Here is a 25,114-nt window from a genome sequence, read left to right as displayed (position 1 = left end):
TTTTTATATAGGTATATCTAACGTTACGATGGTTCCCTTGTTAATATGAGATTCAATGTTAATATTTCCATTAACTAATTCAGCACGTTCTTTCATGCCGTAAAAGCCCAACCCTGATCCTTTAGGCTTATCCTCAATATTGAAACCCTTTCCACGATCTACAACTTCAGCTAGTAATCTATTGTCACTTTTATTAATATTCACTTCTATTTCGTTTACTTCAGCATATTTTAATGAATTTAATACAGCTTCTTGAATCACACGATATACCACCGTTTCAACCTCATTATCAAAACGCATACCTTTGATATTAGATTGATAATTAATTTGAATACCATAATTCTCTTCAAACTGTTTGAAATAAGAATTAAAAGCAGCCTCAATACCTAAATCATCCAATGAGGAGGGTCTCAATTCGACTGATAGATTTCTAATGTCATCAATGAGTTGCGATACTAAACCCTCAATATGCTGTGCACTGTCTACTAAATTTTCATCTTGATATTTATATTTTAAAAGTCGCAGTTCAACATCAATATTTAACATTTCTTGAATCACACTATCATGAAGTTCACGTGAAATTCTTTTGCGTTCATTTTCTTGTGCTTGTATCGATTTATGCAACATCTTTTGTTGATACATTTTTTCTTGTCTCTCAATTTGAGGAGAGACATTTTGTAAAGTAAACGCACTAATCCCTCTGTCTGAATCAATCGTTTGATACGTAGCCGTAAAAGGTTCTACTTTATTATCTTTCGTCTTCATAAATACTTGGAAATTTGATTTCTGTAGTTGATTTTCTTCTAAAAAACAATTCTCACAAGATTGAATATCATATTCATTAGAATATCCTTCACAACGATTGCAAATTGCATGAGTCATCGCATTATAATTATCTTCTTCAGATAAAATATCGCTAGCGGCGTCATTCATCGCTATAATTTTACCGAGATGATTCACAAAGACAATCTTTTCAGTCGTCGCATCGTAGTACTTATGCAATAGTGCTTCAATACTGCCTTCTAGTTTACTTTGCATGGTTATCACCTAATTCATTTCTGTAAAAAATCCAATTTGGCTTTGTATATCAAGTTGTTCTAATGTCTGTGGAAGAGGTTGATGATTTCGTTGACCTAACAATAATACACCATACATTTGTTCATCAAGCCATAATGGTACTGCTACTACTGCTGTTAGTGCTTCATTCAAGATGATGGGAAACTTTATTTTCTCGGCTTGAGTTAATGCCATATCTACATCTGCAATAACCATACGTTTCCCTGTTTTCATAACAGTACCAGCTAAGCCTCTGCCCTTTCTTAAAATGATAAGTTTGTACCGTTCATTCGTATTTCCTGATACATATTTCCATTTAATAGGAGAAGATCTATGATAATGTTCATACATCGCAATTACACCAAAATCATAACCTTCGTTCTTTCTCAATCGATCTAAATTATCTTGTAGACTTTTGTTGTGTAATAAAGATTCTGGTTTCAACTTACCCATCCCCTCTTCATTAAACTTTATTTTTCCGATAAATAATATATCTTCTATTCATATATGAAAGCGGGACACTCCACACATGAACCAATCTCGTAAATGGCCATAATGCAAATATTGTGAATCCTAATAAGATATGAACTTTAAAAGATAACGGTACATTTAACATAAGGTCAGCATTAGGTGAAAACATAAATAAATGTCTAAACCAAATGGCTATGGTTTGGCGATAGTCAAAATCAGGTTGGACTGCATTCGTAAAAATAGTTGAATAGCAACCCATTATCAATATGATACACAGAAGAATATTAACGAATATGTCTGAAAAAGAACTTAAACGTCTTACATTTTTGATTGTAAGTCTTCTTAACGTAAGTAACATCATACCTAATAATGTTATTATACCAAAAATACTTCCTATATATACCGCACCAATATGATAAATATGATTATTAACTCCAACCGCTTCAAGCCAATTTGCAGGTACCAATAAACCTACCACATGCCCAAAGAATACTGGAATAACACCTAAATGAAACAATAAACTGCCCCATTTTAATTGTTTCTTTTCAATTAATTCGCTGGATTTCGCCGTCCAAGAAAATTGATCATATTTATAGCGTGCTAAATGTCCAATAATGAAAATAGTTAAACACAAATACGGATAGATAATCCAAATAAATTGATTAAGCATGGCTTTCCACCTCTCTAGGCGACTCGATACACGCTTTTAAAGTCTTTCTTAAAGCTTTAATTACATACGCATAAGGGTTATTATTTTTAGCAAGTTCATTAGCCATTTCGTAAGTTCCATCTTCAATAATCATAATAATTAATTGCAAGTTTTCCTGTGCTCGGTCATCATTCTCCCAATCGGCAATTTGTAAGAATTGAAGCATCAATGGTAGGTAATCTGACAACTCGTTATCTACCATTTTAAGTCCAAACATTTCATACAATACTTTCAACTTAGCTAACATTTGTCCGCGTTCTTTCTGAGTATCAAATTTATTATATGTCATGTATAAAGGATAATTTTTACTAAAATCAAAAGTATCCGTATAGATAGCTTTGATTTCAGATAAAGAATATTGCATCATTACATTTCGATAATGACTTAATTCTTCATAACCTGGGTGCGACTGTGTAATGGTTTCTTCGAATGTTGTTGGATGAAAGGTAAGTTTCTCCGGAAAATTAATTTGTTGTCCTAGATAACCTAAGCTTTCTTGAAAAAGATGTAATTTCTGAAGATTAATCACGGAAAATCCCTCCATAGAAATTATCATTATAAATCTCTTGTCCTGTTTTACCAGAACCTACTGCGACGCCACAGCCTTCACAATTAGCGCCAAAGTATTCTCCACCATACCCTTGACTTCCTTGAGCTTTATAAGTGTCCAAATACGTTTCTTTATGTGATGACGGAACAACAAATCGATCTTCATACTTAGCGATTCCCAATAATCGATACATATCGTTTAATTGGCTTTCTGTTAAACCTAAGCGTTCAAGTTTAGAATAATCAAACGGTTGTTGAGTCACTTTTGCTCTCATATAACTTCTCATCATAGCCATTTTTTGTAAGCCTTGTTTGACAGGTGCCGTATCCCCTGCAGTTAATAGATTTGCTAAATATTCAATAGGTAAACGCATTTCTTCGATCGCAGGAAAAATCATATCTGGATTTTGTCCTGCGTTTTGACCTTCGAAATAACTCATAATCGGACTTAAAGGTGGGCAGTACCAAACCATAGGCATTGTTCTAAATTCTGGGTGTAATGGAAATGCCATTTTATATTCTACAGCGAGTTTATATACTGGAGAATTTTGAGCTGCATTAATCCATTCATGACTTAATCCTTGTCGCTCAGCCTCAGCGATTACTTCTTCATCAAATGGATCTAAGAATAAATCTAATTGTTTTTCATATAAATCTTTTTGATCCACTGCAGAGGCCGCTTCTTGAACGCGATCAGCATCATATAATAGAACGCCTAAATATCTCATTCTACCTGTACACGTTTCTGAACAAACTGTTGGCATACCTGCTTCTATTCTAGGAAAACAAAATGTACATTTTTCAGCTTTATTCGTTTTCCAGTTGAAGTAAACTTTTTTATAAGGACAACCAGTCATACAATAACGCCAGCCTCGACACGCGTCTTGATCGACTAATACGATACCATCTTCATCCCTTTTGTACATAGCGCCTGAAGGACATGATGCAACACAACTTGGATTAAGACAGTGTTCACATAATCTCGGCAGATACATCATAAATGTCTCATCAAACTGGAACTTAATATCTTCTTCAATTTGTTGAATATTTGGATCCTTTGGACCTGTGACATGAGCCCCTGCTAAGTCATCCTCCCAGTTTGGTCCCCATTCTAAATCTAATTTATCGCCAGAAATCAGTGAATGCGCCTTAGCGACTGGTGAGTGCTTACCTTCTTTTGCAGTTGTCAAATGTTCATAGTTATATGTCCAAGGTTCATAATAATCTTTGATGAGCGGCATATCAGGATTGTAAAAGATCTTTCCTAATGCAATTTTTGACCATCTATTACCAGACTTTAATTCGAGTTTCCCTTTTTTATTTAGAATCCAGCCACCTTTATAATGACTTTGATCTTCCCAGCGTTTTGGATATCCCACACCTGGCTTAGTTTCTACATTATTGAACCACATATATTCCGCACCAGGTCTATTTGTCCATGTATTCTTACATGTAACACTACACGTATGACAACCAATACATTTATCTAAATTTAAGACCATCGCTATTTGAGCTTTAATCTTCAAGCCAATTCACCTCTTTCATCTTTCTTACCGCCACATAAACATCCCTTTGATTTCCGATTGGTCCATAATAATTAAAGTGATAGCTTATTTGAGCATATCCTCCAACCAGTTGCGTTGGTTTTAAGTGAATTCTTGTTGGTGCATTATGTGAACCACCTCGTGTATCAGTAATTTCTGATCCTGGTGTTTCAATGTGTTTATCTTGAGCATGATACATAAACATTGTGCCTCTTGGCATGCGATGTGATGTAACTGCTCTTGCAGTAACCACACCATTTCGGTTATAGACTTCTAACCAATCATTATCTTTTATATCATGCGCTTCTGCGTCTTCATTAGAAATCCAAACGACAGGTCCACCTCTAAATAAAGTAAGCATGCGTTCATTATCTTGATATGTTGAGTGGATATTCCATTTGCCATGAGGCGTTAAATATCTAAGCACTAAGGCGTCTTGTCCGCCTTTAACCTTTTTATCACGTGTACCAAATACCATAGGTGGTAAAGTTGGTTTATAAATAGGCAGGCTTTCGCCAAATTGTTGGAATATTTCATGGTCTAAATAATAACTTTGTCTGCCAGTTAAGGTTCTAAAAGGTACAAGTCTTTCAATATTGGTTGTAAAAGGTGAATAACGTCGTCCATTTTTATTTGAACCTGGGAAGACTGCCGTAGGAATAACTTCTCTAGGTTGTGATGTAATATTTAAAAACGATATTTTTTCAGACGTACGTGCTTCTGAAATATCTTTTAATTTCATACCAGTTTGATTCTCTAAATCTTCATAAGATTTTTGAGATAACTGTCCATTTGTAGCCGAAGAAATATTTAAAATCACATCAGCTACCTTTCTAGCTGTATCAATACGTGGTTTACCATGTCGTATTGAATTGTCGTTATCAGCATTCCAAGTTCCTACCATACTTTTTAATTCTTCGTATTGTTCAGAAACACTAAAACTTACACCATGTGCCCCAACTTTGGCCTTTTCTAATAAAGGACCAACTGTGACATATTTATTGTAAATTTGAGTATAATCACGTTCTACAATAGAGAAATTAGGCATTGTTTTACCTGGTATACCTTCCACTTCTCCTTTAGACCAATCTTTGACTACTCCATATGCTGTACCGATTTCTTGTTTAGAATCATGTGCTAAAGGCGTTGTTACAACATCTTTAAATGTTCCTGGCAAATAATCTTTAGCCATCTCTGAAATAGCTTTACTCAAAGTCTTATAGATATCCCAATCTGAACGTGATTCCCATAATGGATCAATGGCTGGATTAAATGGATGGATGAATGGATGCATGTCAGTTGAAGATAGGTCATGTTTTTCATACCAAGTAGCTGCTGGTAAAACAATGTCAGAATATAGTGGTGTGGCAGTCATTCTAAAATCTAATGACACCAACAAGTCTAATTTGCCGACTGTGTCTTCTCTCCATTTAATTTCTGATGGTTTGTCGTCTTCATTAGGTTCTGCCATTAAACCTGAACGCGTACCTAATAAATGTTTCATGAAATATTCTTGCCCTTTAGCTGAACTAGATATTAAATTAGATCTCCAAACAAAGAGTGTTTTAGGATGATTCTTTCTTAAGTCAGGATCTTCAACTGCGAATTGTGTTTCCTTGTTTTTAACCGAATCTATCGCTCTTTTCAGAATGGCTTCATTTGAATTGTCTCCAGCTTCTTTCGCTTCCTCACCGAATAAAAGACTATTCTTATTAAATTGAGGATAAGATGGAAGCCATCCTAATCGTGCAGCCGTTACATTATAGTCAGCAGGATGTTGATGTTTAATATTTTTGGCTAGTGGAGATTTAAATTGATCTACATTTGATTCCTCATATTTCCATTGATCTGTTGCAAAGTAGAACCAACTTGTACCATTTTGCAAACGTGGTGGCCCTTGCCAGTCTTTAGCAAATGCAATTGTGTTCCAACCTTCTATTGGACGACACTTTTCTTGACCTACATAGTGCGCCCAACCACCTCCATTTACGCCTTGACAGCCACATAACATTACTAAATTTAATATGGCACGATAAATCGTATCGGAATTAAACCAATGATTAATACCGGCACCCATAATAATCATAGAACGCCCATTCGTATCGATAGCATTTTGAGCAAATTCTCTAGCTACTTGAATGACTAATTCTTTTTTGATGCCTGTGATTGATTCTTGCCACGCAGGTGTGTGTTTAGATGTACTGTCTTCATATGATTGTGCTTCTAATTCATGATTAAAGCGTTGGATCCCATATTGACTTGTCATCAAATCATAAACAGTCGTTACACAAACTTCTTCACCATTTGCTAATTGAATGGTTTGAGTCGGTATAGGTCTTTCAAATATCCCATCACCATTACTATCGAAATAAGGAAATTGAATTGTCTGTAATTCGTAATCATCGTCTGTCATTGATAAAGCTGGATTAATTTGAGTACCATCTTCTGTTTCTAATTTTAAGTTCCATTTCTTACCTTCTTCCCAACGTTGTCCCATCGTTCCATTTGGCACGACAAACTGTTGTCTGACCATATCTTTAATCACTGGTTTCCATTCACTATTTTCACTTTCAATTCCTAAGTCGCCCTCTCTTAAGAATCTACCAGCTTTATAACCCTTTTCATCTTTGTCCAACATAATAATGAAAGGCATATCTGTATATTGTTTTGCGTAATCTATAAACATGTTATTCGGTTGATTAACGTAAAATTCTTGTAAAATCACATGCGTCATCGCTTGAGCTACAGCAGCATCAGTACCAGGATGAGGCGCCAACCAATTGTCAGCAAACTTTACATTCTCAGCATAATCAGGTGCTACTGAAATTACTTTAGTCCCTTTATATCTGACTTCTGTCATAAAATGTGCATCAGGCGTACGTGTTAACGGTACATTTGAGCCCCACATAATAATGTAAGCAGCATTAAACCAGTCACTTGATTCTGGTACATCCGTTTGTTCTCCCCAAATTTGTGGCGATGCAGGAGGTAAGTCTGCATACCAATCATAGAAACTAAGCATCTCTCCACCTAATAAATTAATAAATCGAGCGCCTGAAGCATAACTAATCATCGACATTGCCGGTATAGGTGTGAAGCCTGCGATTCGATCTGGTCCATCTTTTTTAATTGTGTAAAGAATTTGCGCAGCAATAATATCGGTGACATCTTTCCAATTGGCTCTTACATGTCCACCTTTACCTCTAGCTTCCTTATAAATTTTAGCTTTCTCTTCATCTTCAACGATCGAAGCCCAAGCAGCAATGCGATGACCGTTGTTCTCCTCTAATGCTTCAGTCCATAAATCCAATAATTTACCTCTTATATATGGATATTTCACTCTAAGTGGACTATATTCATACCATGAAAATGAAGCCCCTCTCGGACATCCTCTAGGTTCAAATTCAGGCATGTCCGGTCCGCAACTCGGATAATCAGTTTGTTGATTTTCCCACGTAATAACACCATTTTTCACAAACACCTTCCATGAACATGAACCTGTACAGTTGACGCCATGCGTTGTACGAACAACTTTGTCATGACTCCATCTTTCGCGATACATTTTCTCCCATTCTCTACTCTTATGTTCTAAAACCGACCAATTTCCATTAAACTTTTCAGTCGGTTTAAAGAAATTTAATCCAAATTTTCCCATCAATAATATCCTCCTACTATCAAATGCATTTGCTACTTTCACATTCCTATCATTGTTATTACGTTCAAATAGATTGTATATTTTTTCACAAAGTTTAGATATTAGGGAAATGCCTAATTAAACATGTTTAATCCCTAAAAAAGACCATGAATTCGAAATTGAATTCATGGTCTCATTTCATTAGCAAAGTAAATTAAAATAAGAAGGATAGCGTCTTCTAAACTTCAATATATTCAATATGATATTGATTGATTAAATTTTGATAAATGGTTTGTTGTGATGGGTGATATTGCTCATCATAATCTAATAAACATTGTTTCCCTTCTTCATACAGTTCTTCAGCTTTTCTTAAAGCCAGTTCTTTATCACCTTTAATAAGGTATAACGTTGGCATTACATCCTCAGCCATTTTCTCCATATTAAAATTGGATTGATCGATATATTTCACTAACGAACCTAAAATGCAGATACCTGGTTGTCCATCGAAATGAGTTTGACTTAACGTTTCTTCAATCGTACTTAAATAACCTGTCACTACCTGTTGGTTGTAACATGTGGCATTAAATACAATTGCTATAGGGTAGTCTTCGTTTGTGTAAGCTGTAATTTGTTCAATAATATGACCTAATCGTTTAATTCCCATATAAATAGCCAAAGTACCACCGTTAATTAAATTACGAATATCTGTTTCTCGATTGGACGAATCTTTAAAATGACCTGTTGAGAAAGTGACACTTGGTACGATTGATCTCATTGTTAAGCCAGTATTTAATGATGCAACTGCTGCACTCGCTGAAGTCACTCCAGGTACAATCTCATGTTCAATACCATACGCTTTAAGCGTAGTGATTTCTTCAGTTACTCGCCCAAATATTGCTGGATCACCGCCTTTTAGTCTGATAACGCAATGATATTTTTTAGCCATTTGAACCATTTTCATATTTATTTCGTCTTGTTGAATATGTTTGAAATAAGGTTTCTTGCCTACATCAATCATTTCAGTATGTGGAGGTGCATATTGTAAAATCAATGGGTTAACTAAGCGATCATAGAGAATCACATCAGCGGCTCTAATTAATTTTTCTGCTTTTTTGGTTAGTAAATTAGGATTTCCAGGGCCTGCTCCGACCAGGTAAACCTTGCCCATTGAATCTACAGACATAGATAGACATCTCCATCAATCACTTCAACTTGATATGTGCTCACACATCCTGTATCAGGCTCTTGAACTTCTCCTGAATCCAAATCTATTTTTTGGTCATGCAACGGACAATACACATACTTTCCACTCACTGTTCCTTCTGACAATGGCCCTTGTTTATGCGGACATATATTACTTACAGCGTGAACCTTTCCATCTTCAGTTAAGAAGATGCCGATTTCTTTTTCGTTTACGATAACCTTTTTACCTATAAGAGGCGTTAACGCGTCTATAGTAGTGACTTTTACCTTTTCCATTGCTTTCATTTATTACACCTTCTCAACTTCAAAGATTTTTTGTGCATTGTTATCTTCTACAATAGCTTGCCATGGCTCCATTTCAATTGCTTTTTTAGCTTCCATAATTCGATTGAATAACTCTTGTTGTCTATCTTTATCCAATAAAACTTCTTTAACATTTTCAAAGCCTAAACGGTTGAGCCAAGGTGCTGTTCTTTCTGCATAGATGCCGGTTTCTCTATAATATTGCATGAGCGCACCACATAATTGGATGACTTCATCTTCTGTTTCAACTGTTGTGAGCAATTGCCCTACAGTGACATCAGTGCCACCATTACCTCCAATATAGATTTGGAAACCGTTCTCGACTGATATGACACCAAAGTCTTTGACACCAGACTCAACACAGCTTCTTGGGCAACCTGAAACGCCCATTTTAAACTTATGAGGTGTATCAATATATTCAAATGTTTTTTCAAGTCTAATACCTAAACGTGTTGTATATTGCGTACCAAAGCGGCAAAACTCTTTCCCTACACAACTTTTAACTGAACGTGTTTTTTTACCGTAAGCCGAAGCTGAACGCATACCTAAGTCTTCCCATACTTTAGGTAGTTCTTCTTTTTTCAAACCATATAAGCCTACACGTTGTGACCCAGTAACTTTAACTAATGGGACGTTATATTTCTTAGCCACTTCTCCGAGTCTAATTAATTGATCGGCATCAGTCACACCGCCTCTCATTTGAGGTATCACTGAAAATGTTCCATCATTTTGAATATTGGCATGATAGCGTTCATTCGCAAAGCGTGATTCCTTCTCATCTTGATGTTCGAATGGATATACCATATTTAAATAGTAATTAATGGCTGGACGACATTTTGGACATCCATTTTTATCTTTGAAATTCAGAACATGTCTGACTTCTTTGGATGTTTTAAGTCCTTTAGCTCTAATTTGTGTCACAATCTGATCTCTAGTTAAATCTGTGCAACTACAAATACCTGCAGGCTTCGCAGCAACAAAGTCATCTCCTAAAGTGTATTGAAGTATTTCTCCTATTTGTTTCTTACATTTACCACAAGAATTACCCGCTTTCGTTGATTGCGTTACTTCATCTACTGATGTAAGTCCTTCTTTAGTAATTGCATTAACAATCGTTCCTTTGTCCACGCCATTACAACCACATACTGTTTCATCATCAGCCATATCAGCAACTGACGTACCTGATGTTTCATTTCCTTTGTGTAATAATGACACAAGGGTATAGTCTTCTAATGATTCATGCTTTTTCATCATATTATAAAAACGAGAACCATCGTCTGTATCACCATATAATACCGCACCTACGACTTGTCCATTGTTTAAATAAACTTTCTTATAGATATTGTCTATACTATTAAAGATTTCAATGCCATGTACTTCTTCATTTTCCACAATTTGACCCGCACTATATAAATCGCAACCTGAAACCTTTAATGAAGTAAACGTTGTAGAACCTTTATAGCCCTTCGTTTCATTATCAGTTAAATAATCAGCTAGTACTTTACCTTGTTCATATAAAGGAGCTACAAGGCCGTATACCTTACCATTATGTTGCGCACATTCACCTATAGCATAAATATGAGCGTCAGACGTTTGTAAGTAATCATTAACTACAATACCTCGCTCAACGTCTAATCCTGCATCTTTAGCAACTTCTGTATAAGGTCTAATACCTACCGCCATCACAACTAAATCTGTCTCGATGACTCGACCATCGGCGAGTTGGACAGCTTCAACATCGTCATTTCCTATAATCTTTTTAGTGTTCGCTTGTAATTCAAAATGCATACCTTGCTTTTCTAAATCTGCTTTAAGCATGTCGGCAGCTTTACGGTCTAATTGCATTTCCATAAGCCATTCAGCAAGGTGTAAAACTGTGACTTCCATGCCTTGATCAAGTAAACCTCTAGCACATTCTAAACCAAGTAATCCCCCACCAATTACAATTGCTTTTTTCTTTTTGTTGGCAATATCGATTATTCGTTCAGTATCTTCAATTGTTCTCCAGCCAATCACGCTAGGTAAATCTGAACCTTCAATAGGTAAAACGAACGCTTTTGAACCAGTCGCAAAAATACAAATATCATAATTGACTTCTTTGCCACTTTGCGTCATAACACTTTGAGCTTCTCTATTCACTTTTACAACCGGGTCATCATTAATTAAAGCAATACGATTTTCAGCATACCAATCATAACTATTCATTATTGTTTCTTCTACAGTCATCTTATTCTGTAAAATATTAGATAACATGATGCGGTTATAGTTAGGATAAGGTTCTTTACCAATGACAGTGATGTCATATCGATCTGCATCACGATTGATAATTTCCTCTATCGTTCTGATTCCTGCCATACCATTGCCAATCATTACTAATTTTTGTTTAGACATATATATGCTCCTCTAACATTAAAAATTACTTTACCATCTGTTGCTAAAGGATTGGTAATAAGGTCTAAACTAAGGAAGTAGTGAGTCAAGTAACATTAAACATTCAATTGTTCCAAACGCTCACGAATAATCAATTTTAAAATCGTATCAAAATTGATTGATGGCGTGATATGCAAATCACAATGAATGTCCATTTCTGAAATAAGACGTTTGACTTTATTAACTAAGCGACCATCAAATAAAAATAGTGGCACGATAATTAGGTCGTCATAGTTCTTTGAGATTTCGTCTAAGTCATTTCTAAATGTTAAAACACCATATAACGCTCTAGCGTATACTGGTTGATTTGAATCAATTGTTTTAACAAATTCTTTAAGTTCATCATGTGCCTTCGTAAATCGACCACTTCCGTTACCATGCGCGATAATAACCGTTGCAGCATTTGATGTTTCTTGTAATTTTACGTCAGCAATTCTTTTTTCTACAAGTTCTTTCATATAAGGATGTGTACCAAGTGGTTCACTCATTTCACTCTTTATGTGAGGGTGTTTGACCTTCATTTCTTTCAAAATTTCAGGAATGTCACCGATATAATGCATCGCTCTAAATATGAGTAATGGAACAATTCTAAATCTTGAAACTCCTTTTTCAATCATTTTTTCCATTGTAATCTCTAAATTTTGAGTATCACTTTCTAGAAAGGCCAACTCATAATGGTAGTCTTCATTTTTCAGGAGTGTAGTAATAAATTCTTCTAATGCTCTGTTTTGTTCACCTTTTCTCATACCGTGCGCGACTAATATGTTACCTATCACTATTACCAATCCTTTCAACTGCATTGTATAACAATTTTTCGAATATTTGTGATTATTTTCACATTATTTTAAAAAGTAGGGAATCCCCTTATTCCAAACATGAGGGAATGTCCTCACGAAATTATTTACGTCATTAAATCTGACAAAAATTTTTAATTTTTCATTATAAGTTATATAATCAATATGTTAGCGAATAACAAATATGTCTAAAATTAAAAATAATAATATTTAAAACTATGCTATTTTACTTAACAACATGTATACCGAATAACGGAGATGGGTTATAAAATTGACTTTGTGGACGATTCACTCTTTGAGATACACTTTGATCCACTTCTATTTTAGATACATTACATTTTTCTAGAATCTGACAGTCATATGTTGGTCGAGTGTGCTGATTAATATCTATCGCATTTTTTAGATGTTCACTTTCTTTGAGCATTGAAAACTCTAAATCGTTATGCGCATGACTATTCGACAAATCTGATATTTGCGTAAAATTATCTTTTCCATAATCCGCATCAAAATTTAAAAGATGACCGTGTGGTTTCAATACTCTTAACCACTCTTCATAAGCTTTGGAAGGATTTGTCATTAACCAAGTCACATTGCGAGCAATGACAAGATCAAAGGAGTCATCCGCAAAGTTTAAATCTTCAGCATCCATCACTTTGAATTGAATATGAACGTTTAATTCTTGTGATAAGTTCTGAGCTTGATGAATCATTTCAGGTGAAATATCAATACCAGTCACATCACAATCGTGTTTGGAGCATAAAATGGCTAAAAACCCAGCTCCCGTTCCAATATCTAAAATGGTTTGTATACTATCTAGATGAACATAGCGTTCAATTTCGTTAACCCAAAGTTGTGCCTGTTCACTGTGAAGCTCTTCTTTTTTGTGTTGTACGAAAGATTGAGATCGCTTATTCCAGTAGTTGATAATGTTACTTTTAATGTTAGACATATCGTTCTCCTATCACATATTATGTTCATTTATTTATAGAAAGGACTTGTTTTATGAAAAAGTTTATAATTCTTATTGTAATGGTATCTTTTATTTTAGCAAGCTGTGGTAATCATTCAAAAACTGATAAAGATACCTTAAACATCGATATCCCATTAAAGACGAAGTCAATTGCGCCTTACGAGACTGACATCCCTGTTAAAGTAGGTGCTTTAGAATCACTTTTCAAAATGTCTAAAGATGGGAAAGTTAGACCTCTATTAGTTAAAAGTTATAAACAAAAATCAGATAGTACATTAGAACTGACTTTAAAAGATAAAATTAAATTCCAAGATGGAAGACATTTAACTGGTCAAGCAGTGAAAGAAAGTCTTGAAGAAGGTATGAAGAAAAGTGATTTATTAAAAGGTTCACTGCCGATTCAATCAATTCATGCAGATGGACAAAAAGTCACAATAACAACTAAAGAACCTTATCCTGAATTAAAATCAGAATTGGCGAGTCCATTCGCAGCGATTTACGATGTGAAAGCGAAAAGTAAAGTGAGTGATAAGCCAGTAGGTACAGGACCTTATCAAATAGATAATTACAAACGTTCACAAAAACTTGAACTCTCTAAATTCAAAGATTACTGGCAAGGAAAACCTAAATTGAAGAAAATCAATGTAACTTACCACGAAGATGGTAATACACGTGTAGATAATCTATTGTCAGGCAAATCTGATTTAACGACTGATGTGCCAATAGATCGAATCAATGATGTAAAAAATTCGAAAAAAGCAGAAATCCAAAGTACATCAGGATTTAGAACACATTTACTACTATACAATCATGAAAGTAAAAAGATGAATAAAAATGTTAGAAAAGCATTTGATATGATTATCAATCGTAAAGAAATTGCTAAAGATGTATCTAAAAATTATGCTAAGCCCGCTTCAGGACCTTTCAATCACAGACTTAAAACAGTGGAAAATGGAAAAGTTCAAAATCAAGATATTAAAAAAGCGAAGAAATTATTAGAACAAGAAGGATATACGAAATCTCACCCACTTAAAATCAATATGGTCACTTATGATGGACGCCCAGAATTACCTAAAATTGGCCAAGTCATTCAATCTGAAGCTAAAAAAGCAAATATTGATATTCAATTACGTAATGTAGATGATATTGATGGTTACTTAAAAGATACGAAAGCATGGGATGTGTCCATGTATAGTTATTTAACTGTACCTCGTGGTGATACAGGTTACTTCTTCAATACAGCGTACTTACCAAATGGTGCACTCAACAAAGGTCATTACAACAACGAAGAAGTAACTCAACTTATTAATAAGTTAAATACGACTTTTGGAGAAAAACAACGTGCGTCAGTGACAAATGATATTTTAGAAAAATCTAAAGATGATATACCAAATAGTTATATCACTTATAACAGTCAAATAGATGGTGTAAGCAACAAAGTTCAAAACTTCAACGTTACACCAGAGTCTATATATTTAATTGATTATAAAGTAAGTAAAAAAGAATAATCTCTTAAGTAGAATTTGGGAAATTAATCTTAATTTAAGAGAGTTCCAAAAAATAATAGCAGTAAGAGGATTTCAATTAGAATCTTCTTACTGCTACTTTTATATTCAATACTTCGTATTGTATGGCTTCGCGTTCCTAGGGTGCCGTCTCAGCCTTGATCTTTAAAGCAATTCTTTGATTTCAATCATTAGAATTGCTTACTTAAGTGCTTCGCACTTAAGTTCATTTTTAAAGAAATCAGGAGTCTCGCCATAAATACCTCGTTTATCTTTTGAGAATAATTCTTTTGAGCCAATCACTCGTTTATATATTATTGATTTAAAATGTGATGTTTTTTTAATCAATCTTATCTCAGTTTTTAAAATGGTGGTTGTCCTAGTATTTTCTCTTCAAATCGTTCAGGTATCAATATTTTACGCATAATCACACCTAAATCGCCATCGTCATTCTCATGTTCTGCGTATATTTCATATCCTCTCTTTTCATAGATTTGTAGCAACCAAGGATGTAATCGAGCGGAAGTACCTAATGTGACCGCAGCAGCTTTTAATGTATCTCTTAAGAAGTCCTCTTCTACATACTTCAATAATCGACTCCCATATCCCTGTCCATCGTAAGCAGGCTTTGTAGCAAACCACCATACGAAAGGATATCCAGATATACTTCTTACACTACCCCATGGATATCTAACAGTGATTGTTGAAATCATTTCATTATCCTTTTCCATCACAAAGGTCGTATTATTCACGATATTTTCTTTGACCATATTTAAATCCGCATTCACTGATGGCCAATCAATACCTAATTCTCTTAACGGTGTAAAGGCATCATACATTAATTGATGTAATGCTTCTGCATCTTCTGTATTTGCTATTCTTATATTTATTTCTGACATATTTTCACTCCCAAACGTTAACAATGAACATGAGTCATAGCCTACCTTGTCGGCTTATCGATGTCCATTATTTGAGCTTATATGATTTAATTAATCTTTTTAAATATGAAGGCGTACTCATGTCATTAGCTGTCATTTTATTATTTTCCAAAAATAAAAGCAGGTTCAAAAAATGAACCTGCTAAAGTTTATTGAGATAAACTGTCACGTTTACCGTTTAAATATGCATACACTAAACCTACGAAAATGCCACCACCGATATAGTTACCAATAAATGCAAAGACAATATTCTTAATGAGGTCAATCCATGATAGCGCATCTGCATTAAAGAAAATCATACCAGCGTATAGACCAGCATTAAATACAACGTGTTCGTAGCCCATAAAGACAAAGACGATGACACCACATGCAATGAAAAATGCTTTCGCTAATCCTTCTTTAAATTGTAAAGATATAAAAATACCTATGTTGATGAAGAAATTACAAAAAATACCTTTAACTAATATGTTGAGCCATGTCGACTCGACTGTTTTCTTGTGAACAAGTGTTGTTAAACTGTCTGTCATTTCAGGCGTCATCACGTGTGAAAACTTCATTAAGAAGAATAGAATAAATCCACCAATAATATTCCCAATAAAACAGAAAATAAAAATCCAAACGACTTTCTTCATACTTATTACTTTATAGTACCAACCCACTGTTAAATACATAAAATTACTTGTAAGTAACTCAGAGTGAGTAAGCACGACAAGTACAAGTCCCAAACTAAAAGAAATGGCACCCATTAAGTTAATTAATCCATCATTATGTGTAGACGCAAATTGTGTTTTAATTGCGAGCATGAAAACCGTAACAATAGATAGTAAGAACCCAGCCATCATTGATTTCAATGCATAACGAGTTGGCGTCTTATCCGCCATAACCTCTTTCATTTGAACTTGACCTGCTATGTTGTGAACTATAGCTTTTGTAGCATATGTATCTTCAATATTTTTCTTATTCTTGAACATATTTACTTTCTCTCCCTACCTCACGCATTTAATGATACTTTTACATTATATTAGTTAGCGCTCGATAAGTGTATATTAAATTTTATTTTCCATAAAAAAAGAACGCCACCCCTACTTTAGAGTGACGTTGAGATCTATTTGCGCTTACGTTGAGCTAAAAAGTGTAAGCAATATGCAAATATGCCGTATCCGAGTGCTGTTCTTAAAATAAATCTTAATGCCTTATTAGATACGCAATTAGAAGTAACTAACATTGTGGATATGCCAGTAGTTAATGTGTAAAGTCCCAATACTTTCAAATATCTTTGTTTCATCATATATACCTCTCTTGCATGATATTTTCTTAATTCTAATTATATATGATATAAGACTTTTTGACTCTGACATATTTATGACATCTATTTCTCTAATAGCGCTTCTAAATTGTCTAAGGTACCGTTCATGCCTTGTTCCACACCCATATCTAAAGCTTGTTGAGCAGCATCTTGTGTTGGAAAAACAGATGTAGAAGTTACAGTTGTCTTGCCATTACTCTCTTTAAAATCCATTAAAATTTGCATACCTGGCATAGATGTATCTTTCTCTCCTTGTGGCGTTGCAAAATAATCTAAGTATTCAAGGCGATGTGGCTTTTGTACTTTCTGATATTCCGTAATTGTATAACTTGTCATATTCGGTGCTTTAATTGCGAAAAATGCTTTTCCACCCTCAACAGCATTAAATTGATACACTTCTATAGAAGCACCTTCTGGATAAAACCATTGCTCGAAAAGTTCTTTCTGAGTATATGCATCAAATACTTTATTCGCCGGTGCATTAAATGTTCTAGAAAAAATAATTCTGTTCTTTTCTTTTTTTATTGGCATTATTAACCCTCACATTATATCTCTGTTTTATTAGTGTCTTTATCGTAACAGAAATACATTTTAAAAGGTATTAAGAGCCCTCAATCATTCGACTGAGGACTCAATGTCGTATTGCTATTTTGTTTTTGTATTGTTTGATAAAGCTTTATCTATATTTTTAATATTTTCTTTCATTAATGATTGATATGATATATCTTTATCATTTTGTTGATCTTTATTTAAAGATTCCATGTTGTAAAATTTTAGTGGTTGCGCATCTGTTTCTTTACGGATTGTTTCTGTCACTTTATTCGCAACGTTATCTTCATAAAGAATATATTTCGCTTTACTATCTTTGATTTCTTTAACAATTTGAGTTAATTCTTTCTGCGATGGATCCTCAGCATTCATATTTTGAATACCTTCTTGTTTGAATCCATATCTATGTGCTAAATAACCCATTGATTCATGTGAAATGAATACGGTATGGTCCTTTTTGTCTTTAGTGACCTTTTTCATATCTTTATCTAAATCATTAAGTTGTTTGTATAATTTTTTATAATTATTTTCATATTCTTTTTTATGTTTAGGGTCTTTTTTAACTAACGTATCTTTGATTTCTTTAGCAAATGTTTGATCCATTTTAGGGTCTAACCAGATATGTGGGTCATATTCTCCGTGGTGATGATGTTCATGTTCCTCATGCCCCTCATGTTCTTCACCGTGATGATGGTGGTCAGGGAGTAAACTTGATTTGTCTAATTTATCTTGAAGAGAAAGTTTTTTGTTTTTATCTTTGATTGTGCTTGCAACCTTTTTAGCGACTGGATCTAAATCGTCACCAGTATACACAAATAAATCTGCCTTACTCGCATTTAAAATATCTTTTTGAGTAGGTTCATAACTATGTAAATCCGTACCTGCTGGATAAATTGATTTCACATCAACATGCTTTCCACCTATTTGTTCTGCAAAAGATTTAAGTGGGTACACTGTCGTGTTAATAGTGACTTTCCCATCTTGCTTTTTGTTATCATCATTTCCACACGCCGTTAAAATTACAGCAAATAAAGGGATAATGAATAATAAACTTAATACCTTTTTCATAAACAGCCTCCTAAATAGTAATTATTACGATTTAAAAGTATAAACCTAACTTCACTAAATTACAAGGTGTTTTTCAAAAAAGTATGATTGATATCTATTTGAATGGTAAAAAAGTTCTTCAAAATGAATCAAAATAAAATAATGGCCCCTATAATGAATTTTTAACATTCACTATAGAGGCCAATTTAAATCAATACTCTGGTCGTTTATTAAAAACGTTTATATCTTCTTTTTAAGACAGTATTATTTGTCTTTCAATAATGTTTCATAACTACTGAAATGGTATGGGTCTTTAACTTTTTTACCTTTAATAAATACTGTTGGCGTTTGTTTAATATGATGTTCCTTACCTATTTGTTTATCTTTATCAGCAGCTTTCCATGATACAGAATCTTTAGTTTTATAGTCTTTTTTAATTTTATCTTTACTATGTTGACTTATATTTAATTTATCAATTTGTTGATCTACTAATTTATGAGTAATCCATTGTTTATCTTCATCTTGTTGTTGCTCAAACATTAACTTTTGAAATTGGAGTGAATACTTAGGTGTATAGTGATTGACTGCATGTTGTGCCCTAGAACCTATAATAGAATCCTTTCCCAAAAAGGCTAAATTCACATATTGGAATTTTACTTTATCTTTATCAATATAGTTGTTCTTTAATTTAGGCATCACATTGTCTTCTACTTTCTTACAATATGGACATTTAAAATCACCATACATCACTATGAGTGGCTTTCCATTTTGTACATCATTAGTAGAACTAGGTTGCTTTGAACATCCAAACAATAGAATAATAGTTATGACACTCATTAATCCAATTACTTTTTTCATTGGTGCTCCTTCTTGCTAAAACGCGATTATTTCATATTCTCTTCTTTATAGTCAGGTTCATGCGATTGGTAATAACCTTTTGAATTAAAGTTTTCTTTGTAATGTGCCTTTTTACCTTTAAACTCATAAGTATAATAATGAACTTCTGCATCATCACTTAATGGTTTATAAGCTAGAATGACATATTTCCCTTTATTAAAAACATAGATATTTGCATCTTTTTTATCAAAATGTTTGACTTCATCGCCTGAATCGTTTTTAGCAATTTTTTCTTGTTTTTTGTCTTGCATTTTCACAGCTTTATCAATTTTATCTGTGTATTTACTACTACTGCAACCTGCTAACAATAGTGCGATTACAGCTAAAGAAACTGCCAATTTCTTCAAACTACTCACTCCTGCCTCTCTACTTATTCTAATTAGTAGAAAATTAAATTACCGTGAAAGTCTATACATTATACATTCATTGAATTCCTTTTCAAAAATGAGCAATGCTAGAATCTCACTCTTTCATTATAAATTCTATCATATAACGAATAGAGCTACGATGCTAGTTATTCTTAATTTTATGATTTTATTAAGATTATTTAAGTTGGGGTAAATTTATCTCATACAAAAGTATGACGTTATTATTTGTGTTATTATATGTAATGATGCCTTTAGTTTGGTAAAATAGATAAATCATGACAATATTGATAACGAAATCGACATAGAGGGGAAGATTGATGATGAAATTTGTTAACTTGACATCTGAAGAATTTGATCGATTTACTTCAGAAAACTTTTCTCATTATACACAATCCAGTATACATTATAATAACCGTAATAAAATGAAAGGTGACGTTCATCTTGTGGGAGTTAAGGATGACAATGATAAAGTCATTGCTGCTTGTCTTTTAACAGAAGCACGTTCACTTAAATTCTTTAAATATTTCTACACACATAGAGGTCCAGTGATGGATTATCGCAACTTGACATTAGTTCGTTTCTTCTTCAAATCCCTCACAGATTATTTGAAAAAGCGCAACTGTTTATATGTACTTGTTGACCCTTACTTGTTAGAAAACTTAAGAAATGCTGAAGGTGAAATTATCGAATCATTTGATAATCGACCTTTCATTAAAACGTTAGAAGACTTAGGTTATAAACACCAAGGCTATACAGTTGGTTACGATACGATGAGCCAAATTCGCTGGCTATCCGTTCTAAATCTTAAAGATAAATCCGAAGATCAGTTATTGAAAGAAATGGATTATCAAACTCGCCGTAATATTAAGAAAACATATGAAATGGGCGTCCAAGTTAAAACACTTCCTATCGAAGAAACTGATACGTTCTTTGAACTCTTCCAAATGGCCGAAGAGAAACATGGTTTCAAATTCCGTGAAAAACCATATTTCGAAGATATGCAAAAAACATATGAAGACCATGCAATGCTTAAACTTGCTTACATTGACTTACAAGATTATTTAAATACGTTACAAGACAAACATAAAGAATTAGAAAAGCAACTTAAAGAGGTTGAACAAACGCTTGAAGAGAATCCTAATTCTAAGAAAAATAAGACAAAATATACTCAAGTTAAACAACAATTTGATAGTAATGAACGTAAAATCAAACAAACTAAAGAAAAAATTGATGAAGAAGGACAAGTACTGAACTTAGCTGCAGCATTGTATATTTATAATGAACATGAAGTATATTATCTTTCAAGTGGTTCAAACCCTAAATATAATGCGTATATGGGAGCTTATCGTTTACAATGGGAAATGATTAAGTTCGCAAAAGAACATAACATTGATCGATATAATTTCTATGGTATTACTGGGGACTTTAGTGAAGATGCTGAAGATGCAGGTGTTCAAAAGTTCAAAGAAGGCTTTAATGCTGATGTTTATGAATATATCGGGGACTTTATCAAACCGATTAAACCTATTTTCTATAGAGTAAAAGAAACACTAGAAAATCGTAAATAATAGAAGTTGTGCTGTTGAGACATTAACTAGATTATAATATCACTTCGTATTGACCAGCTCCCTTGCCGCGGGCATGGCTTGGGAGTGATAAAGAATTCGTGTTATCACCCCCGCAAGGATGATTAGATGTTGAGCCATTTTATGAGCTCAATATCAATCAGCTACTGCGTAGCCTGTCTTTTAAAAATCAATAAATTCTGCAAGTAGTCTCAAGACTCATGCTATTCCTGCAGGCGTGTCGCCATCAATACTACTTGATTCTTTTGAGAATATATTTTAGTCTCAACCTTTTACACCGCCCTCAAGGTCTCTGACTTTGGGGGTAGTTTTTATATACAGTCATATTTATGATTAAACTAATTTTATTTTTAAAGCTACAACGCCGTGATTTAATTCATCATTTTGATTGTAAATTTTATAAATACTAGCTACTTTTTGTGCTAATGAGACATTATCACTATAACCGAGATCATCATTATCATAATAATTAAATAACTGTTGGAAAGTATCGAAAACTCTTTTTTCTAACACTTTTACTTTCATTTTTTTCTCAGGCGATTCTATATTTGTAAAAACAATCGTATCTCCTATTTTAATTGATTGTCTTTTTTCATCATTTAATCTTATTTCTATCGTCTTTCTATTGTTGCGAACCGCTTCAAATGGCTCAACATAGAGTTTCATCGAGTGCTCCATTCTTTCACTCCTCAAACTGTTCTTTTTTGAAAAATTAAATTACACCTATTCTAACACAAAATAGGGAGAGGGACAGAAATATAATTTAGCAAAATTATTTTCGTTGTCCCACCCCGGCAAGGATGGCTAGGATTGAAAGAAGCTTGATATAAGCGAACTTTCAATTCAGACATCTACTGCCAATATGTTAAAAAAGGCTGAAACATTTAATTATGTCTCAGCCTCTACTTCTACTATTCTTCGTTAATTACATTTAAAAAGCGTTTTAATTCTTCAGTTTTAGGATGATTAAATAATTCATCTGGTGCGCCTTGTTCTGCGATTACACCTTCATGAATAAAGACTGTTTGATTTGAAACTTCTCGAGCAAAGCGCATTTCATGTGTAACAATGACCATTGTCATACCTTCATCAGCTAGTTCTTTAATTACCTTTAATACATCATTTACTAACTCTGGGTCAAGTGCAGATGTAGGTTCATCGAAAAGCATGACTTTAGGATTCATAGCTAACGCTCGAGCAATGGCTACACGTTGCTGTTGCCCTCCTGATAATGCATGGGGACGTTGATCTTTAACGTGCACTAAACCTACCTTCTCCAATAGTTCCATTGCTTTACTTTTAGCTTCAGCTTTTTGCATTTTCTTAACTGTAACAAGACCTTCCATCACATTCTCTAATGCGGATTTGTGTGGAAATAAATTATAACTCTGGAAGACCATACCAGATTGTTGACGCACTTCGATTTGTGATTTTTTATCCTTTTCAGTATAGGTTTTACCGTTTACAAACACTGAACCTTGAGTTGGTATTTCTAATGCATTCATCATACGTAGTAAGGTCGTCTTTCCTGAGCCTGAACGTCCTATTAATGTCACAACTTCACCTTTATCGACTGTTAAATCGATACCTTTAATCACTTCTGTATCATTAAAAGACTTATGGATATTTTTTAATTCAATCATGAGCGATACCCTCTTTCAATGCGTGATTCATACCATCCTTGAATAATAGAGATGATAAAGCATACAACCCAATACATGATAGCTACAAGAATATAAATTGTTAAATATTCATACGAAGTTGAAGCTACTTCCTGAGCCTTTCTGAACATTTCAGCTACAAGAATAAATCCTAATAATGATGTATCCTTGATTAACCCTAAAAATGTATTACCTAATGCAGGGATAGAAACACGTATCGCTTGTGGTAGAATAATACGCTGAACTGTTTGGCGATAATTCATTCCGATTGAATATGCCGCTTCAGTTTGTCCCTTCGGAATTGAAATAATACCTCCACGAATAATTTCAGATGCATAAGCGCCTACATTGAATGACAATCCTATAATTGCTGCTACAACTGGTGCTAATGTCCATTGATTATCCGCATCATTGGTAATAAGTCTTCCAAGCTCTGGTATACCATAAAATATAATAAATAACTGAACAATCATTGGTGTACCTCGAATGATTGAAACATAAACGCGTGCGATACCTCTTAAAATTTTACTTGTTGAAATACGCATCAATGCAGTAAACAAGGCAATAATAAGTCCTAATATAAATGTAACTATAGTAATAGGGATTGAGTATTTCACCAATCCCTCTAACATTGGACCAAATGCTTGTTTTGCTGCATCTAAAGCGTGTTGTTGTTCACTATTTAGACTTAGAAACATCTTGACCAAACCATTTCTTACCTATTTTAGCTAATTCACCGTTATCTCTAATTTTCTTAAGACCTTCGTTGAATTTTTGAACTGTTTTATCATCTACTTTTTTAGAAAATGCGAAAGCTGATTTGTTTTGTTCAGCATTACCTTTAATTGCTTTAATCTTAGCATTAGGCTTTTGTTTCTTATAATCTAAATAAGAAAGACTATCATTGAATGTACCATCTACGCGTTTTGATAATAATAAATCCATTGATTGATTAAAACCATCAACTTTAGTAATGTCAGCACCTTTATCTTTAGCTAACTGACCATAATTTGAAGTAAATGTTTGTGCTAGCTTTTTACCTTTAACATCATTAAATGATTTAATATCTTTCTCATTATCACGAACGACTAATACTGCACTTGAGTATGTGTAAGGATCTGAGAATTTATATTTCTTCTCTCTGTCTTTATTGACACCAACTTGGTTAGCGATAACATCGAAACGTCCTGCATCTAATCCAGCGAACATTGAATCCCATGATGTTTCATTGAATTTCAATTTCAAATTCTCTGCTTTAGCTACGGCTTTGATGACATCAATATCGTAACCTGTTAATTGGTCTTTTTTATTGTGGAAAGTGAATGGTGCATATGTACCTTCAGTACCTACACGTAATGTATTATCATCTTTGCTGCTTGATTTACCATCTTTATTACTTGAAGAATCGTTATTGCCACATGCGGCTAACACGAAAACTAATGCGATAACGCAAAATAAAAGTCTCTTCATTTATCTAAACCCCTTATTCTTATTATTCTAATCGGAATAAAAATATTTTATCCTTTAAAATTATAATAGTCAATAAGAAGTTCTTTTATATCAAGTGTTCAGAATATTCTAATATATTTTTTAT

General features: G+C 33.7%; 23 protein-coding genes and 1 pseudogene. 2 read left to right on the top strand and 22 right to left on the bottom strand.

The genetic code is table 11. The annotated features are described in order from the left end of the window. Window positions 1–3: 3 nt before the first annotated feature. The 11 genes from CD155_RS00225 to CD155_RS00175 form a co-directional block, all read right to left on the bottom strand. Window positions 4–1,038 (bottom strand): sensor histidine kinase, encoded by a 1,035-nt coding sequence (locus CD155_RS00225; RefSeq protein ID WP_037541634.1) that lies wholly within the window; start codon window positions 1,036–1,038, stop codon window positions 4–6. 9 nt (window positions 1,039–1,047) lie between these two features. Next, window positions 1,048–1,500, bottom strand: coding sequence for a nitrate respiration regulation accessory nitrate sensor NreA (nreA, locus tag CD155_RS00220; protein ID WP_103212214.1), 453 nt, complete (start codon window positions 1,498–1,500; stop codon window positions 1,048–1,050). A 19-nt stretch (window positions 1,501–1,519) separates the two neighbouring features. Further along, on the bottom strand, window positions 1,520–2,197 hold the full coding sequence (narI, locus tag CD155_RS00215) for a respiratory nitrate reductase subunit gamma (protein WP_002444041.1): 678 nt from the start codon (window positions 2,195–2,197) through the stop codon (window positions 1,520–1,522). Then, window positions 2,190–2,780 carry a nitrate reductase molybdenum cofactor assembly chaperone gene (gene narJ / locus CD155_RS00210; protein ID WP_172605864.1) on the bottom strand — a complete coding sequence of 197 codons (591 nt, stop codon included), beginning with the start codon at window positions 2,778–2,780 and terminating at the stop codon, window positions 2,190–2,192. The genes narI and narJ overlap by 8 nt, the downstream gene beginning before the upstream one ends. Continuing rightward, window positions 2,758–4,311 carry a nitrate reductase subunit beta gene (gene narH, locus CD155_RS00205; RefSeq protein WP_103212212.1) on the bottom strand — a complete coding sequence of 518 codons (1,554 nt, stop codon included), beginning with the start codon at window positions 4,309–4,311 and terminating at the stop codon, window positions 2,758–2,760. The genes narJ and narH overlap by 23 nt, the downstream gene beginning before the upstream one ends. Beyond that, complete coding sequence (locus tag CD155_RS00200) at window positions 4,301–7,984, bottom strand: nitrate reductase subunit alpha (RefSeq protein WP_103212211.1); 3,684 nt, start codon at window positions 7,982–7,984, stop codon at window positions 4,301–4,303. The genes narH and CD155_RS00200 overlap by 11 nt, the downstream gene beginning before the upstream one ends. Before the next feature lie 217 nt (window positions 7,985–8,201). Next, complete coding sequence (cobA, locus tag CD155_RS00195) at window positions 8,202–9,146, bottom strand: uroporphyrinogen-III C-methyltransferase (protein WP_002444048.1); 945 nt, start codon at window positions 9,144–9,146, stop codon at window positions 8,202–8,204. Next, window positions 9,137–9,451, bottom strand: coding sequence for a nitrite reductase small subunit NirD (gene nirD / locus CD155_RS00190; protein WP_002444050.1), 315 nt, complete (start codon window positions 9,449–9,451; stop codon window positions 9,137–9,139). The genes cobA and nirD overlap by 10 nt, the downstream gene beginning before the upstream one ends. 3 nt (window positions 9,452–9,454) lie before the next feature. Then, entirely contained in the window at window positions 9,455–11,860 is a 2,406-nt protein-coding gene (gene nirB, locus CD155_RS00185) for a nitrite reductase large subunit NirB (protein WP_103212210.1), read from the bottom strand. Between the two features lie 95 nt (window positions 11,861–11,955). Further along, a complete protein-coding gene (locus CD155_RS00180) occupies window positions 11,956–12,675 on the bottom strand; it encodes a sirohydrochlorin chelatase (protein WP_103212209.1) in 720 nt (239 codons plus the stop codon). Window positions 12,676–12,919: 244 nt separating this feature from the next. After that, on the bottom strand, window positions 12,920–13,642 hold the full coding sequence (locus tag CD155_RS00175; protein ID WP_103212208.1) for a class I SAM-dependent methyltransferase: 723 nt from the start codon (window positions 13,640–13,642) through the stop codon (window positions 12,920–12,922). Window positions 13,643–13,695: 53 nt separating this feature from the next. On the opposite strand from CD155_RS00175, the gene nikA reads away from it, so the two are divergent. Beyond that, window positions 13,696–15,171: a nickel ABC transporter substrate-binding protein gene (gene nikA, locus CD155_RS00170; protein ID WP_103212207.1), complete on the top strand. Its 1,476-nt coding sequence runs from the start codon at window positions 13,696–13,698 to the stop codon at window positions 15,169–15,171. Window positions 15,172–15,530: 359 nt separating this feature from the next. Here nikA and CD155_RS00165 read toward each other — a convergent pair whose 3' ends face one another. The 7 genes and pseudogenes from CD155_RS00165 to CD155_RS00135 form a co-directional block, all read right to left on the bottom strand. After that, window positions 15,531–16,067 (bottom strand): GNAT family N-acetyltransferase, encoded by a 537-nt coding sequence (locus tag CD155_RS00165; protein ID WP_070830234.1) that lies wholly within the window; start codon window positions 16,065–16,067, stop codon window positions 15,531–15,533. 188 nt (window positions 16,068–16,255) lie between these two features. Then, window positions 16,256–17,077 (bottom strand): formate/nitrite transporter family protein, encoded by an 822-nt coding sequence (locus CD155_RS00160; protein ID WP_103212206.1) that lies wholly within the window; start codon window positions 17,075–17,077, stop codon window positions 16,256–16,258. Window positions 17,078–17,211: 134 nt separating this feature from the next. Then, entirely contained in the window at window positions 17,212–17,394 is a 183-nt protein-coding gene (locus tag CD155_RS00155) for a hypothetical protein (protein WP_370444535.1), read from the bottom strand. Between the two features lie 81 nt (window positions 17,395–17,475). Continuing rightward, entirely contained in the window at window positions 17,476–17,943 is a 468-nt protein-coding gene (locus CD155_RS00150) for an SRPBCC family protein (protein WP_070830233.1), read from the bottom strand. Window positions 17,944–18,060: 117 nt separating this feature from the next. Further along, window positions 18,061–19,029, bottom strand: a pseudogene (locus CD155_RS00145) (metal ABC transporter solute-binding protein, Zn/Mn family); the annotation flags it as partial. 243 nt (window positions 19,030–19,272) lie between these two features. After that, a complete protein-coding gene (locus CD155_RS00140) occupies window positions 19,273–19,866 on the bottom strand; it encodes a DsbA family protein (protein ID WP_070871796.1) in 594 nt (197 codons plus the stop codon). 26 nt (window positions 19,867–19,892) lie between these two features. Beyond that, window positions 19,893–20,252: a DUF4467 domain-containing protein gene (locus tag CD155_RS00135; protein WP_070830231.1), complete on the bottom strand. Its 360-nt coding sequence runs from the start codon at window positions 20,250–20,252 to the stop codon at window positions 19,893–19,895. Between the two features lie 341 nt (window positions 20,253–20,593). On the opposite strand from CD155_RS00135, the gene CD155_RS00130 reads away from it, so the two are divergent. Then, window positions 20,594–21,841 carry an aminoacyltransferase gene (locus tag CD155_RS00130; protein ID WP_103212226.1) on the top strand — a complete coding sequence of 416 codons (1,248 nt, stop codon included), beginning with the start codon at window positions 20,594–20,596 and terminating at the stop codon, window positions 21,839–21,841. A 351-nt stretch (window positions 21,842–22,192) separates the two neighbouring features. On the opposite strand, the gene CD155_RS00125 is transcribed toward CD155_RS00130, so the two are convergent. The 4 genes from CD155_RS00125 to CD155_RS00110 form a co-directional block, all read right to left on the bottom strand. Continuing rightward, the gene (locus CD155_RS00125; RefSeq protein ID WP_103212203.1) at window positions 22,193–22,537 is read right to left on the bottom strand and encodes an ASCH domain-containing protein; all 345 of its coding nucleotides are present in this window, start codon (window positions 22,535–22,537) and stop codon (window positions 22,193–22,195) included. Between the two features lie 233 nt (window positions 22,538–22,770). Further along, complete coding sequence (locus CD155_RS00120; RefSeq protein WP_002444070.1) at window positions 22,771–23,502, bottom strand: amino acid ABC transporter ATP-binding protein; 732 nt, start codon at window positions 23,500–23,502, stop codon at window positions 22,771–22,773. Then, entirely contained in the window at window positions 23,499–24,218 is a 720-nt protein-coding gene (locus tag CD155_RS00115) for an amino acid ABC transporter permease (RefSeq protein WP_002444072.1), read from the bottom strand. Before CD155_RS00115 ends, CD155_RS00120 begins: the two co-directional genes overlap by 4 nt. Continuing rightward, on the bottom strand, window positions 24,199–24,990 hold the full coding sequence (locus CD155_RS00110; protein WP_002444075.1) for a transporter substrate-binding domain-containing protein: 792 nt from the start codon (window positions 24,988–24,990) through the stop codon (window positions 24,199–24,201). Before CD155_RS00110 ends, CD155_RS00115 begins: the two co-directional genes overlap by 20 nt. Window positions 24,991–25,114 lie beyond the last annotated feature (124 nt).

The sequence above is a fragment of the Staphylococcus caprae genome (genome assembly GCF_002902725.1).
In the GTDB taxonomy this organism is placed as follows: domain Bacteria; phylum Bacillota; class Bacilli; order Staphylococcales; family Staphylococcaceae; genus Staphylococcus; species Staphylococcus caprae.
Note: the sequence above shows the minus strand (reverse complement) of the source record. Positions and strands in the feature narration are given on the sequence as shown.